At 69.1% G+C, this 13,249-nt stretch carries 14 protein-coding genes; 5 read left to right on the top strand and 9 right to left on the bottom strand.

All coding sequences use genetic code 11. From position 1 onward, the window contains the following. Positions 1–189: 189 nt before the first annotated feature. The 3 genes from serA to G406_RS0140045 form a co-directional block, all read right to left on the bottom strand. Positions 190–1,389 carry a phosphoglycerate dehydrogenase gene (gene serA, locus G406_RS0140055; RefSeq protein ID WP_028938230.1) on the bottom strand — a complete coding sequence of 400 codons (1,200 nt, stop codon included), beginning with the start codon at positions 1,387–1,389 and terminating at the stop codon, positions 190–192. An 89-nt stretch (positions 1,390–1,478) separates the two neighbouring features. Continuing rightward, positions 1,479–2,225, bottom strand: coding sequence for a DUF899 domain-containing protein (locus G406_RS0140050; RefSeq protein WP_028938229.1), 747 nt, complete (start codon positions 2,223–2,225; stop codon positions 1,479–1,481). A 91-nt stretch (positions 2,226–2,316) separates the two neighbouring features. After that, on the bottom strand, positions 2,317–2,577 hold the full coding sequence (locus G406_RS0140045; protein ID WP_156935401.1) for a hypothetical protein: 261 nt from the start codon (positions 2,575–2,577) through the stop codon (positions 2,317–2,319). A gap of 92 nt (positions 2,578–2,669) precedes the next feature. Here G406_RS0140045 and G406_RS0140040 point away from each other — a divergent pair, with 92 nt between their 5' ends. Genes G406_RS0140040 through G406_RS0140030 form a run of 3 tightly spaced genes read left to right on the top strand, consistent with a single transcriptional unit; the run spans position 2,670 to position 4,259 of the window. Next, positions 2,670–3,536 carry a helix-turn-helix domain-containing protein gene (locus tag G406_RS0140040; RefSeq protein WP_028938227.1) on the top strand — a complete coding sequence of 289 codons (867 nt, stop codon included), beginning with the start codon at positions 2,670–2,672 and terminating at the stop codon, positions 3,534–3,536. 27 nt (positions 3,537–3,563) lie between these two features. Next, complete coding sequence (locus G406_RS0140035) at positions 3,564–3,764, top strand: DUF397 domain-containing protein (RefSeq protein ID WP_028938226.1); 201 nt, start codon at positions 3,564–3,566, stop codon at positions 3,762–3,764. Between the two features lie 42 nt (positions 3,765–3,806). Next, positions 3,807–4,259 carry a hypothetical protein gene (locus G406_RS0140030; protein WP_037080997.1) on the top strand — a complete coding sequence of 151 codons (453 nt, stop codon included), beginning with the start codon at positions 3,807–3,809 and terminating at the stop codon, positions 4,257–4,259. 97 nt (positions 4,260–4,356) lie between these two features. Here the strand turns inward: G406_RS0140030 and G406_RS0140025 are convergent, their stop codons facing one another. The 3 genes from G406_RS0140025 to G406_RS0140015 form a co-directional block, all read right to left on the bottom strand. After that, positions 4,357–5,511, bottom strand: coding sequence for an acyl-CoA dehydrogenase family protein (locus G406_RS0140025; protein ID WP_028938224.1), 1,155 nt, complete (start codon positions 5,509–5,511; stop codon positions 4,357–4,359). After that, a complete protein-coding gene (locus tag G406_RS0140020) occupies positions 5,508–7,529 on the bottom strand; it encodes an acetyl/propionyl/methylcrotonyl-CoA carboxylase subunit alpha (RefSeq protein ID WP_028938223.1) in 2,022 nt (673 codons plus the stop codon). The genes G406_RS0140025 and G406_RS0140020 overlap by 4 nt, the downstream gene beginning before the upstream one ends. Positions 7,530–7,632: 103 nt before the next feature. Further along, positions 7,633–9,222 carry a carboxyl transferase domain-containing protein gene (locus G406_RS0140015; RefSeq protein ID WP_028938222.1) on the bottom strand — a complete coding sequence of 530 codons (1,590 nt, stop codon included), beginning with the start codon at positions 9,220–9,222 and terminating at the stop codon, positions 7,633–7,635. A gap of 87 nt (positions 9,223–9,309) precedes the next feature. On the opposite strand from G406_RS0140015, the gene G406_RS0140010 reads away from it, so the two are divergent. Then, positions 9,310–9,900 (top strand): SACE_7040 family transcriptional regulator, encoded by a 591-nt coding sequence (locus tag G406_RS0140010; RefSeq protein ID WP_028938221.1) that lies wholly within the window; start codon positions 9,310–9,312, stop codon positions 9,898–9,900. A gap of 4 nt (positions 9,901–9,904) precedes the next feature. Here the strand turns inward: G406_RS0140010 and G406_RS0140005 are convergent, their stop codons facing one another. Then, complete coding sequence (locus G406_RS0140005; RefSeq protein ID WP_169736879.1) at positions 9,905–10,486, bottom strand: TetR/AcrR family transcriptional regulator; 582 nt, start codon at positions 10,484–10,486, stop codon at positions 9,905–9,907. Positions 10,487–10,577: 91 nt separating this feature from the next. Here G406_RS0140005 and G406_RS0140000 point away from each other — a divergent pair, with 91 nt between their 5' ends. Beyond that, positions 10,578–11,483, top strand: coding sequence for an SDR family NAD(P)-dependent oxidoreductase (locus tag G406_RS0140000; RefSeq protein WP_028938219.1), 906 nt, complete (start codon positions 10,578–10,580; stop codon positions 11,481–11,483). Positions 11,484–11,639: 156 nt separating this feature from the next. Here the strand turns inward: G406_RS0140000 and G406_RS0139995 are convergent, their stop codons facing one another. Continuing rightward, a complete protein-coding gene (locus G406_RS0139995; RefSeq protein WP_028938218.1) occupies positions 11,640–11,978 on the bottom strand; it encodes a hypothetical protein in 339 nt (112 codons plus the stop codon). Between the two features lie 106 nt (positions 11,979–12,084). Further along, entirely contained in the window at positions 12,085–13,248 is a 1,164-nt protein-coding gene (locus G406_RS0139990) for an acetyl-CoA hydrolase/transferase C-terminal domain-containing protein (protein WP_028938217.1), read from the bottom strand. Position 13,249 lies beyond the last annotated feature (1 nt).

Here is a 13,249-nt window from a genome sequence, read left to right as displayed (position 1 = left end):
ATCGCCACCCAGACTGGGCGCCCACAGTCTTCCAGGAAATCACGTAGCGATAGACAGGAACGAAGAAAACTCGACGATTGGAGCAAAATACACTTCAGGCTAATACCGTAAATGACAGATGCCCTCTCCCGGATTTCCGGGAGAGGGCATCTGTCATTTCAGTCGCGCAGTGAGCGGCAAAAAAAGACTTTAGAGCTGCCAGGAGCGGAGCCAGATGGTGTGGGGGGACTGCAGGAGGCCCGCCAGCGCCGCATCGGTCAGGACGCTGTCGGTGTCCGTCACCACGTAGCCCTGCTCGCCCCGGGTGGACAGCGACTGGCCGATCACGTTGACGCCGGTGTCGGCGAGCAGGTGGTTGATGCCTGCCAGCACGCCGGGGACGCTCACGTGCAGGTAGCCCATGCGGAACGCACCGGACGGCTGCGGCGCGGCCACCTCGGGCAGGTTGACCGACAGCGCGGTCGCACCCGAGTTGACGAAGCCCAGCAGCTTGTTCGCGACGAAGTAGCCGATCTCCTCCTGCGCCTCCTGCGTCGACCCACCGACGTGCGGCGTGAGGATGACGTTGTCGAGCCCGCGCAGCGGCGAGTCGAACTGCTCGCCCTGCGCCTTCGGCTCGATCGGGAACACGTCGATCGCCGCGCCGGACACGTGCCCGGACTGGATGTTGTCCCGCAGCGCGACCTCGTCGACGACCATCCCGCGCGAGGCGTTGATGAACACCGAGCCCGGCTTCATCCGGTCGAACTGGTCCGCGCCGAACAGCCCCGCGTTGCCGGGCCTGCCGTCGACGTGCAGGCTCACGATGTCCGCCTCGGCGAGCAGCGCGTCCAGCGAACCGACGCGCCGGGCATTGCCGTGCGCCAGCCGGTCGGCGGTGTCGTAGAAGATCACCCGCAGCCCGAAGGCCTCCGCGACGTTCGACAGCTGTGTGCCGATGTTGCCGTACCCGACGATGCCGAGGGTGCGCCCCCGGACCTCGTGGCTTCCCTTCGCCGACTTGTCCCAGATGCCCTCGTGCATCTTCTGCGTCTTCTCCGGCAGCCGCCGCGCCAGCGCGATGATCTCGCCGAGCACCAGCTCGACGACGCTGCGGGTGTTGGAGAACGGCGCGTTGAACACCGCGATACCGCGCTCGGCGGCGTCCGCGAGGTCGACCTGGTTGGTGCCGATGCAGAAGCAGCCCAACGCCTGCAGGTCCTTCGCCGCTTCGAGAACGCGCGGCGTGATCCTGGTGTTGGAGCGGATGCCGAGCAGCGACACCCCGGGCAACTCGTCGACCAGCTCGTCCTCGGTCAGTGAGCGAGGACGAGCGTCGACCTCGAACCCGGCGCGGGTGAACGCTTCCACCGCGACCGGATGGATGCCCTCGAGCAGAAGTACCTTCACGTGATCAACCCAGACTGGCTTCGTGTCATGCGGCGTGGTGGGGGCCGCTGCATGACCCTAGCGGCACAAATATGATCCGGCAGCCGGGTTCATTCGTGGAAGTCGGGTACCGGTTCGCGGGAGAAGTCGGCCCGGCCACTCGGCTCCTCCCACTTCTCCTGCCTGCCCAACGCCGTGAGGTCCAGGTAGTAGTAGGAGCCACCGGTCTGCTCGGCGCCCCGGCCGTACGTCGAATATGTGTGGAAGATCGCGTCGCCGTTGCGCAGGAAACAGCTCATCCCGGGCTGTTCGGACGGCTGCTGACCGCTGAAGTAGTACTCGGTGCCGCTGTCCCGGTGCTCGTCGACGGTCTTGTAGTTGTAGATGACCGGCGTGACCGAGTCGTCCATCGTGACGGCGTAGTCGTAGTTGAAGTCGCTGCCGTGGGACGACACCCAGGTGATGTCCCAGCCCTTGCGCCGTCGGTAGTCCTCGATCTTCGCGATCGGGGCGCGCGAGACGTGCACGAGTGCGGTGTCCCTCGTCGACAGGTGCTCGACCAGGCCCGGTGACCGCTCCTCGATGCCGGCCGTACAGCTCGGGCAGGCGTCGTCCCAGCTCGGGTCGAACATCACGTGGCTGACGATCAGCTGGCGATGCCCGTCGAACAGGTCCAGCAGCGTGGCCTTGCCGTCCGACCCCTCGAACAGGTACTCCTTCTCGACCTCGACCATCGGCAGCTCACGCCGGCGGGTGTTCAGCGCATCGCGTGTCCTGGTCAGCTCCTTCTCCTTGGCCAGCAACGCCTTGCGCGCCACCAGCCACTGCTCGCGGGACACAACCTGAGGCAAACTCATGACCTGCTCCTCTGCTCGCGGATCCCCCTTGCCTGTACTGACCCGCGAGAACCGGGCAAGTCATCGGTGACCGGGCGGGAAACTTTCCTTCTCAACGACCGTTCGCGTAGATCCTCCGGTCGTCGGACACGTACGGCGCCTGCTGACGAGCCCCCGCGACGTACAGCGCCACGGCGGTGCGTCGGCCGGTGACGTCGAGCTCGAACCTGGTCACCCCCGCCGCGAGCACTCCAGGATCGCTGCTCAGCACCTCCGCGTACCGCTCGGCGGGCGGCAGGCTGGACGTCACCAGCGCGGTCGTCGAAATCTCCTCGGCCCGCACCGCATGCACGGCGTAGACGATCAGATTCACCACAGCTCCCCTCAAGCTGATATTGTATATTCGCTTCGCAAGCCTAGCAGTAGATCCAAAATGTAGATACATCTACGGCATCGGAGACCTGGATGACGGACCCGACCAAGACGGTCACCATGCAGAAGCGCCAGCTGGGCAATGAGCTGCGGAAGCTGCGTGACGCGGTCGGACTGCGCCAGGACGAGGCCGCCGAGCACCTCGGCAGGAACCCGAACAAGATCAGCCGACTGGAGAACGGCAAGGTCAGCGTCACCACCCTGGAGCTGGAGACCCTCCTGTCGCTGTACAAGGCGTCGGAGAAGGACAAGGTGTGGTGCCGCGAACTCCAGAAGGGCGCGCGACGCCGAGGCCGGCCCCGGAGCGAAGCCGCGCTCTACCGAGGACCGCAATGGTTCCGCGCGTTCCAGGACTTCGAGCGCAGCGCGACCGAGGTGATGGTCGTCGGGTCCGAGGTGATCCCCGGCAACATGCAGACTCCCGACTACATCCGGGGCATCTTCGCCGGCGGCGGGAACGATCCCAACAACTCCGACGTCGACGAACACATCCGGCTCCGCCAGGAACGCCAAGCGATCCTGACCAGGGAGAACCCACCGGAGTTCTCGTTCGTACTCAGCGAGTCGGCCCTGCGGCGGCAGATCGGAACCCCGGACGTCATGGCGGCGCAGCTGCGGCACGTGGCCGAGCTTGCGCTGCTGCCGAACGTCACTGTCCAGATCATCCCGTTCGACACCCAGTCCTACGCGGCACTGGGCTTCGGCTTCACGATCTTCCGCTTTGACACCGACACCAGCACCGACATCGTCTACATCGGTATCTACGGAGACGCCCTCTATCTCGACAAACCGTCGGAGGTCGTGCGCTACACCAACCTCGTCAACCAGCTCTATCGCGTCGCTCTCGGTCCGGTCGAATCTCGTAGCTTTATACTCAATTTGGCAGGCCAGATCGAGTGAAGTTGCGTCAGGAGGGCTGAGCTGCGGATGACCGACTCCAACGTTGAGTGGACACATACCCGGTTCATCAAGTCGTCCTACAGCCACGACGACGGCGGCGACTGCGTCGAGATCGGCATCTTCGGGACCACCGTCGGCGTGCGGGACTCGAAGCTCGGCTCGTCCAGCCCGGTCCTGGAACTGACCCGCCCCGCCTTCGCTACCTTCCTCGCCGAGGTCGCTCGCTAAATCTCTCGGCCGTCGCCCAGCTCCCCGCTAGCGTTCCATGCCATGAGTCGGGGCAGCTGGAAGGACGGGCTCGGCGCCATGGCGGCGGCCATGATGGCGCTGTGGCTCGACCCTGCGTCGGGCCCGTCCGACGCAGACGACCTGCCGAGGCGGATCAGTCCCGGTGTCCTGGTGATCTGGACGGTGCTGGGCATCGGCATCGCGGCGGTGATCGTGACGGTCAAGCTGGTCTTCGGCGAGCCGACGCCGCTGCTGGTCTGGTCGATGATCGCGCCGATGGGGTTGCCGCTGCTCATGGCGTTCGTACACAGCCAGCCGCAACCGGCCACGTCGCTGCTGCTGAGCATCGCGGCGGGCGCCGTGACCGGTGTCGTGATCGGCCTTGCCGCCGGTTCCCTGTCCGGCTGGCACTGGGCGACGTTCATCGGCATGGCGGCCGGCGCGCTGGCGGCCGCCGCGACCTTCGGGATGGTCGCGCTACGGCATAGCCGGTAGCACTTTGCAGAGCCTGGTGTCGCATCGCAGATACTGCAGCGTCTGCGACGCGACGTGAAGCTCTGCGAAGTCGTGCGAGAGATCGTCGTGCTGCGGCCTAGCCGGTAGCGCCCAGCTCGCGGGCGATCAGCATGCGCTGGACCTCCGAGGTGCCCTCGCCGATCTCCAGGATCTTGGCGTCCCGGTAGAAGCGGCCGACCGGGAACTCGTTCATGAAGCCGTAGCCGCCGAAGATCTGGGTGGCGTCGCGCGCGTTGTCCATCGCGGCATTGGACGCGACGAGCTTGGCGATCGCCGCTTCCTTCTTGAACGGTTCGCCGCACAGCATCTTGCTCGCCGCGTGGTAGTAGGCCAGCCGCGCGGTGTGCGTGCGGGCCTCCATGTCGGCGATCTTGAACTGGATGACCTGGTAGGTGCCGATCGTGTGGCCGAACGCCTCGCGCTCACGGGTGTAGCGCAGGCACTCGTCGACACAGCCCTGAGCCAGTCCGACCGACACCGCCGCGATGGCGATGCGGCCCTCGTCGAGGATGCGCAGGAACTGGGCGTAGCCCTTGCCGCGCTCACCGAGCAGGTTCGACGCGGGCACCCGGCAGTCGTCGAAGGACAGCTCGTGGGTGTCGGAGGCGTTCCAGCCGACCTTCGAGTACTTCGGCGCGACGCTGAAGCCCGGCGTACCTGCCGGGACGATGATCGCCGAGATCTCCTTGCGGCCGTCGTGGTTTCCGGTCACGCAGGTGACGGTGACGGCCGAGGTGATGTCGGTGCCGGAGTTGGTGATGAACGACTTCGAGCCGTTGATCACCCACTCGTCTCCGTCGAGAACGGCGGTCGTGCGGGTGGCGCCGGCGTCCGAGCCGCCGCCGGGCTCGGTCAGCCCGAAACCGGCGAGCTTCTCACCTGAGCACAGCTCGGGCAGCCAACGCTGCTTCTGCTCGTCCGAGCCGAAGCGGTAGATCGGCATCGCGCCCAGCGAGACCCCGGCTTCCAGGGTGATCGCCACCGACGAGTCGACCCTGGCCAGCTCCTCCAGCGCGAGGCACAGCGCGAAGTAGTCACCACCCATGCCGCCGTGCTCCTCGGGGAAGGGCAGGCCGAACAGGCCCATCTTGCCCATCTGGTCGACCAGCTCGTAGGGGAACTCCTCCTTCTCGTAGAACTCCCCGATCACCGGCGCGACCTGCTCGTGGGCGAACTCCTCGACGGTCTTGCGCAGGTCCGAGTACTCCTCGGACAACCTGTGGTCGATCATGACTGCTCTCCAGCGGTGTCGGCTACTACGGTGATCAGTGCTTGGTCGACGGCGACCTGCTGGCCGGGCTTGACCACGAGGTCGGACACCACGCCGTCGGTGGGTGCCGCCAGGGTGTGTTCCATCTTCATCGCCTCGATGACCAGCAGCGGCTGGCCGGCCGTGACGGCGTCGCCGTCGGCGACCGACACGGTCAGCACGGTCCCGGGCATCGGGCTGCGCACCGTGCCGCCCGCTTCGCCAGCGGCGCCGCCTCGGGCCGCCGCGAGAGGTCCGGTCTCGGACAGCGCCCAGCTACGGCCCCTGCGCCCCAGCCAGCGTTGGCCGTTCACACCGGCAGTGGCGTAGCGCTGGGTCGCGCCGGAATAGCTGAGCACCAGGTCGGGGCCCTCGGCGCGCAGTGCGCAGTGCGTGGGTTCGGCATCGCCGACGGCCACCTCGGCGGCGTCGGCCCTGCCCCTGACCCGGACGTCCACCGGGTCGTGGCCGGACAGCTCGAACCGCCAGGTGCTCCACGCAGGCTCGCCGAGCCGCCAGCCGCCGGGGATGGCCCACGGGTCGGTCAGCGGACCGGCCGGCTCCAGTTCCAGCACCCGTTGCAGCGCGGCGACCGCGTACACCGGGTCCGGGATCCGGTCGTCGACCAGGTCGTCCAGTGCGCGCTCCACCAGACCGGTGTCCAGCTCGCCGGCGACCACCGACGGGTGCCGCAGCAGCGCCCGCAGGAACGCGACGTTGGTGGACACACCCAGGATCGAGGTGTCCGCCAGTGCGCCGTCGAGTCGGCGCAGCGCGGTCTCCCGGTCCGGTCCGTGCGCGATGACCTTGGCGAGCATCGGGTCGTAGGCGCCGCCGACCTCCAGGTCGGGCCGCAACGCCGAGTCGACGCGCAGGCCCGGCCCGGACGGCTCGTGCAGCCGCAGCACCGTGCCGCCGGTGGGCAGGAACCCGCGCGCCGGGTCCTCGGCGTAGACCCGCGCCTCGACGGCGTGCCCGTCGAGGACGATGTCGCTCTGAGTCAGGCCCAGCTTCTCCCCCGCGGCGACGCGCAGCTGCAGCTCGACCAGGTCCAGGCCGGTGACCATCTCGGTGACCGGGTGCTCAACCTGCAGCCGGGTGTTCATCTCCATGAAGAAGTAGTCATAAACCGGGCCGCCGGCTGAATTGATACTCGGGTGCCCCGAGACGATGAACTCGACGGTCCCGGCCCCGCTGTACCCGCAGGCCCGCGCCGCTTCGACCGCGGCAGAGCCCATGGCCTCGCGCTGCTCCGGTGTGAGCAGCGGCGACGGCGCCTCCTCGATGATCTTTTGGTGGCGGCGCTGCAGGCTGCACTCACGCTCGCCGAGATGCAGGACCGTGCCGTGCTGGTCGGCGAGCACTTGGATCTCGATGTGCCTCGGGTCGCTGATGAACCGCTCGACCAGCAGTGTGTCGTCGCCGAAGCTGCTCCGGGCCTCGCGGCGGGCGCCGGTGATCGCGTCGGTCAGCTCCGCCTCGGCGTGCACCAGCCGCATACCCTTGCCGCCGCCGCCCGCCGAGGGCTTGAGCAGCACCGGGAAGCCGGTCTCCCGCGCGATCCGAGCCAGCTCGTCATCCGACTGGCCCGCCTCACCGCCGCCCGGGACCACCGGGACACCGGCCGCCGACACGGTCGCCTTGGCACGGATCTTGTCGCCCATCGCCTCGATCGCCGAGACCGGCGGACCGATGAACACCAGTCCGGCGTCGGCGCAGGCGTGCGCGAACTCGGCGTTCTCGGACAGGAAGCCGTAACCGGGGTGCACGGCCTGCGCGCCGGTGCGCACGGCGGCGTCCACCACGGCACGCACGTTGAGGTAGCTCTGCCCGGCGGGTGTCGGCCCGATGTGCACCGCGACGTCGGCCTCGGCGACGTGCCGGGCACCGGCGTCCGCGTCGCTGAACACCGCCACGCTGCGAACCCCTAGCGAACGCAGCGTGCGGATGACCCGCACCGCGATCTCGCCCCGATTGGCGATCAGAACAGTGTCGAACACGACATACCCCTCACAGCCACAAAAGACCAGGTCACCGCCCGTGAGTGCCGAGTGGTCCCAGGAGACCACTCGCCACTCACGGCTCCTTGCTTGGCCACGGCGGTCACATCCGGAAGACGCCGTAGCGGACCGGCTCCAGCGGGGCGTTCGCCGCCGCGCCGAGGGCCAGGCCGAGGACCCTGCGGGTGTCGGCGGGATCGATGACGCCGTCGTCCCACAGCCGGGCCGTCGAGTAGTACGGGTTGCCCTGCCGCTCGTACTGGTCGCGGATGCCGGCCTTGAACTCGTCCTCCGGCACCGGGTCGTCGGCGCGGCGCACCATCGACAGCACCGTCGCGGCCTGCTCGCCGCCCATGACCGAGATCCGGGCGTTGGGCCACATCCACAGGAACCTCGGCGAGTACGCGCGCCCGCACATCGCGTAGTTGCCGGCGCCGAACGACCCGCCGATGACAACGGTGAACTTCGGGACCCGGGCACACGCGGTCGCGGTGACCAGCTTCGCGCCGTGCTTGGCGATACCGCCCGCCTCGTACTCGCGCCCGACCATGAAGCCGGTGATGTTCTGCAGGTAGACCAGCGGGATCGAACGCTGGTCGCACAGCTCGATGAAGTGCGCGCCCTTCATCGCCGACTCGGAGAACAGCACGCCGTTGTTCGCCACGATGCCCACCGGGTGACCGTGGATCCGGGCGAACCCGGTGACCAGCGTCGAGCCGTACTCAGCCTTGAACTCGGCGAACTCGCTGCCGTCGACGATCCGGGAGATCACCTCGTGCACGTCGTAGCTGGTGCGCGAGTCGGTCGGGACCGCGCCGTACAGCTGCGCGGGGTCCACGGCAGGCTCGACGGTCGGGTGGACCGTCCACGGAACCGGCGTGCGCGGGCCGAGGGTCGAGACGATCGACCGGACGACCTGCAGCGCGTGCGCGTCGTCGTCGGCCAGGTGGTCGGTCACGCCGGAGGTCCGGGAGTGCAGGTCACCGCCGCCCAGCTCCTCGGCGGTGACCTCCTCGCCGGTCGCGGCCTTCACCAGCGGCGGGCCACCCAGGAAGATCGTGCCCTGGTTGCGGACGATCACCGCCTGGTCGCTCATCGCGGGCACGTACGCGCCGCCCGCGGTGCACGAGCCGAGCACGGCGGCGATCTGCGGGATGCCACGCGAGGACATCGTCGCCTGGTTGTAGAAGATGCGGCCGAAGTGCTCGCGGTCCGGGAACACGTCGTCCTGCTCGGGCAGGAACGCGCCGCCGGAGTCGACCAGGTAGATGCACGGCAGGTTGTTGTGCAGCGCGACCTCCTGGGCGCGCAGGTGCTTCTTGACCGTGATCGGGAAGTAGGTGCCGCCCTTGACCGTGGCGTCGTTGGCGACGATCACGCACTCGCGTCCGGAGACCCGGCCGACGCCGGTGATGATCCCGGCGCCGGGCGCCTCGTCGCGGTACATGCCGTTCGCGGCGAGCGGGGACAGCTCCAGGAACGGGCTCGACGGGTCGACCAGCGAGTCGACACGGTCGCGTGGCAGCAGCTTGCCCCGGTCGACGTGCCGGGTACGGGCCCGCTCGGGGCCACCGAGCCGGGCGGTGCCCAGCCGGTCCGCCAGCTCGCCGACGAGCTTCTCGTGCGAGGCCTCGTTGCGTGCGTACCCGTCGCTCGACGGGTCGACGCTGCTGGACAGCGGCGGTGTTTCCATCGTGGGTCAGGCTCCCGTGGCGTTGCCGGTGTTAGCGTTCGTTAACTAGGTTAGCGTTCATTAACGTCGAGCGCTAGTCTTGGCGCGGTGCAGCCCACTACTTCGCAGCCGATCACCTCGCGCAAAGAGCAGATCCTGCGAGAAGCGGCGCTGCTGTTCGCCCGGCACGGGTTCCACGGGGTCAGCATCGTCGAGCTCGGGGCCGCCGTCGGCATCAGCGGACCGGCCCTGTACCGGCATTTCCCCAGCAAGGAAGCCCTACTGGCGCGCATGCTGGTCGGGATCAGCGAGCGCCTGCTGGCCGGCGGGACGGCGCTCGCCACCGACATCGACGACCCGGGTGAGCTGCTCGCCGCGCTGGTCGACTTCCAGCTCGACTTCTCCGTACGCGAGCCGGAGCTGATCACCGTGCAGGACCGCGACCTGGCCAACCTGCCGACGCCGGACCGCCGCCAGGTGCGCACGCTGCAGCGCGCCTACGTCGAAATCTGGGTGGACGCGCTGCGGCGGCTGAGCCCCGGCCTGAGCGTCGAGTCGGCGAGGGTCGCCGCGCACGGCGCGTTCGGCCTGCTCAACTCGACGCCGCACAGCACGTCGAAGGGCAGCCCGGACCGCGCGACCGGCATGCTGCGCCGCATGGCACTCGCGGCGCTCACCGATCCCGAGCTGGACGGCTGAAAGTTCATTTCCTGGGAACCAGGGGCAGGACGACGACGTCGAGGATCTCGGCGATGGCGCCAGGCTGAAGCGGCCCCCGCGAGTAGGACAGCTCGACCGTGACCAGCGCGAACGGCAGGATGCGGATCCGCGGGTGCAGTGCGGCGAGGTCGACTTCGCCGCGCTGTGCCGCTCGTTCCCAGATCGGCTCGAGCCCGGCCGCCAGGTCCATCCCCAGCTGCTCGAAGAACTGCAGCGGCCCGACGCCGGACTCCTGAATGAGCGCTGCGATCCGCAGCGGCAGCGTCGTCATCAGGCTCGCCCGGGTGGCCGCCTTGACCTCGAGGATGGCCAGCAGGTCGCCGCGCAGCGTCCCGGTGTCCACGTCCGGGAGCGGATTGCGCTCGAACGAGTGCCGGATCGCCGCGATGGCCAGCGATGCCCGATCAGGCCATCGGCGCGCGATCACCGGCCTACTGGTCCCGGCGCGGACGGCCACCGCCTCCATCGTGAGGTTCTCGTACCCGCGGTCGAGCAGCTCCTCCCACGTGGCGGCGAGCAGTGCGTTGTCGAGTTCCGCGCCTCGGCGGCGAGTCGGCCTGGTCACCACAACACCCTTCAAGATACACGACTGCATCTTAACTGCTAAGATGCACGTGAGCATCTTAGATCAGCCGTCACCGCCACGAGGAGTCCCGATGCCCCCGAACCGCATCATCGTCATGACCGGCGCCACCGCCGGGATCGGCCAGGCCGCCGCGCGCCTGCTCGCCGAGGAGCCGGACACCCACCTGATCATCGGCGCCAGAGGAACCGGACGTCAGGTGCCCGAGGGCAGCGAGGTGCTTCCGCTCGATCTCGCCTCGCTCGACAGCGTCCGCTCCTTCGCCGACGCGGTGACACAGCGTCTGGGCGAGCGCAGGATCGACACGCTGGTGCTCAACGCCGGACTGAACAGCCCGGACCCCGCCCGGCGAACCGAGGACGGCTTCGGGGTGACCTTCGCGGTCAACCACCTCGCGCACTACCTGCTCGCCCGGCTGCTGCTGCCGGTCATCGCGGACGGCGGCCGGCTGATCATCACCGCCAGCGACACCCACGACCCGAAGATCATTCCGGTGGTGGGACCCACGACGCTCGACCCGGAGGCACTGGCCCACCCGAGCGCCAAACCCGGCCGCATGCGGGCCTACGCCGCGTCCAAGCTGTGCAACGTACTGACCGCGCGATCCCTGGCCGTGCTGGACGACGTCACCGAACGCGGGATCACCGTCGTCGCGTACAACCCCGGCCTGACCCCGGACACCGGGCTCGCCGGCGATGTACCTGCCGCCGCCCGCACCGCTCTGCGCGTGGCCGTTCTCCCGGTGCTCCGCCTGGTCAGCCGGTTCAGGCCCGCCTTCTACCCGGGGACGGTCGAACGTGCGGGCCAGGTGCTCGCCGAGCTCACGCTGGGCACGACGTCCCCGCCCACGCCGCGGGTGTACGTCTCGCTCGTCAGAGCTCAGGTCACCTTCCCCGCCCCCTCGGAGCTGGCGCTCGACGACAACGCACGTGACCTGCTGTGGCGGGAGAGCGCGACCATGACCGGTCTCGCCGCCTGAGCCATGCGCCGCCTCCCGTTGGTCACACCGGCACCACTTCGCAGAGCCTTATGTCGTGTCGCAGACGCTGCAGTGTCTGCGACACGACGTCAAGGTCTGCGAGGTCGTGCGACGGGCGTACTGGCGCGGCCCGCGCATGTCCCGCACCAGCGAGCGCTAGCTGGGTACGTTGACCTCGTAGCGCAGCGAGCCCGCGTCCGGAGCGTCGGGCAACGTGACCACGACGACCGCCGTTCCGGCGCTGACCCCGTAGAGGTTCATCGCTGTCACGCGGCCCCGGACACCGGTGCTGCGGTCGATCGTGTCCGTCCGGCCCGCCTCGGCGGCGAACCGGGCCGCGTCGCCCTCGACCGTGTAGCGGACAGCGGCGTCGCGGACCGTCACGCCCTTGTCGTCGGCGACCTCGACCTCCGGCCAGCCGTCGAGCTGCTGGCCGACCAGTAGCTGATGGGTCTGGGACAGCGAACTCACCGGGCGCAGCTGCAATGCGGTCATGCCTCCAACCTACTGACGAATTCCGCGACTCACCCTGACGAATATCCCGACTCGCGCGGCAGAATCCAGCGACTCGCGCCGCGGAATGTCCCGACTCGCGGGATGGTCAGGGCTCGCGGACTCCGGCTTCGCCCCAGAGGTCCAGGAGGGCCTTGGCGCGTTCGGGGCGGGTGCAGCCTCGTAGGTCCACCCAGCCTCGCTCGGTCACCACGACGTCCACGTCCTGAGACGGGGTGGACACCGGACGGGACAGCGTGCGGACCAGGGTCGAGCGGCCCTTGTGGCTGGTGGCGACCGCGATGATGCTCAGGCCGCCGACCGAGCGGGTCGCGGCGACCGCGTAGTCGGCGTGTCCGCCGATGCCGCCGACGATGGCAGACGAGGTGCCCTCCACGTTGACCTGGCCGGCCACGTCGACCTCGATCGCGGTGTTGAACGCGATGAACGGCTCGCCGCCCGACAACCGTCCCAGGTCGTGCGTGATCTCCAGGCCGTGCAGCACCGGGCGGCCGGCCGCCCATTCGTACAGCCGCGAGCTGCCCACCAGGTACGCGGCCATCGGCTCGCCGATCAGCAGGCCGCGTTCGTCCAGCTCGACGACCTGCTCGGGTAGGAGCCCGGAGTCGATCCGGACCGGGACCCGCACGGCCCTCAGCATCGCGGCGCCCAGCTGTCCAGGGCCAACCTGCAGACGGGCGCCCTCGGGAACCAGCCCGGCGGCGTGCTCGCAGATCCGCAGCTGCTCTGGGCTGGGCGTGGCGAAGGTCAGCTCGCGCGGCGCGTCGTCGGTCTCGCCGAGCAGCGTGACGGCGTCCGCCCGCAGTGGCGGACCGGCGTCGGCGCACCCCGTGGTGCGGCTGACCACCGCGGCCACCGGAATGCCCGCGTCGATCGCGGCACGCATCCAGGACACCTCGGAGCCGAACCGCAGCCCGTCGGCTGTCCGGACCACCGTCGCGACGAGGAGATCGGGGCGCAACGGGCCGGCGAGCAGCCCCGGGACTGCGGACATCCGAGCCGGGATCGGGGTGACCGTGCCCGCGGTGACCGCGCCGCGCAGCCCCCAGCCGGACATGACGGTGCGCACGTCGGCGAACTGCGTCAGGTCGAGCCCAGGTTCGGCGAACGGGGTCCAGCCGAGCAGCAGCCGCAGGTCGCCGTGGCGGGCGGCGGAGCGGTTCAGTGCCTCGTGCAGCGAACGCGGGCTGCCGGTTCCGTCGGCGAGCGCGATCCGCATGCCGGGCGTGATCAGCTGTTCGAGATCGGCCACC

The organism is Actinospineispora spinosispora DSM 44797, from assembly GCF_000429025.1.
Lineage (GTDB): Bacteria > Actinomycetota > Actinomycetes > Mycobacteriales > Pseudonocardiaceae > Pseudonocardia > Pseudonocardia spinosispora.
The sequence above is the reverse complement of the archived record's forward strand: the minus strand, read 5'-3'. Positions and strand labels throughout refer to the sequence as shown.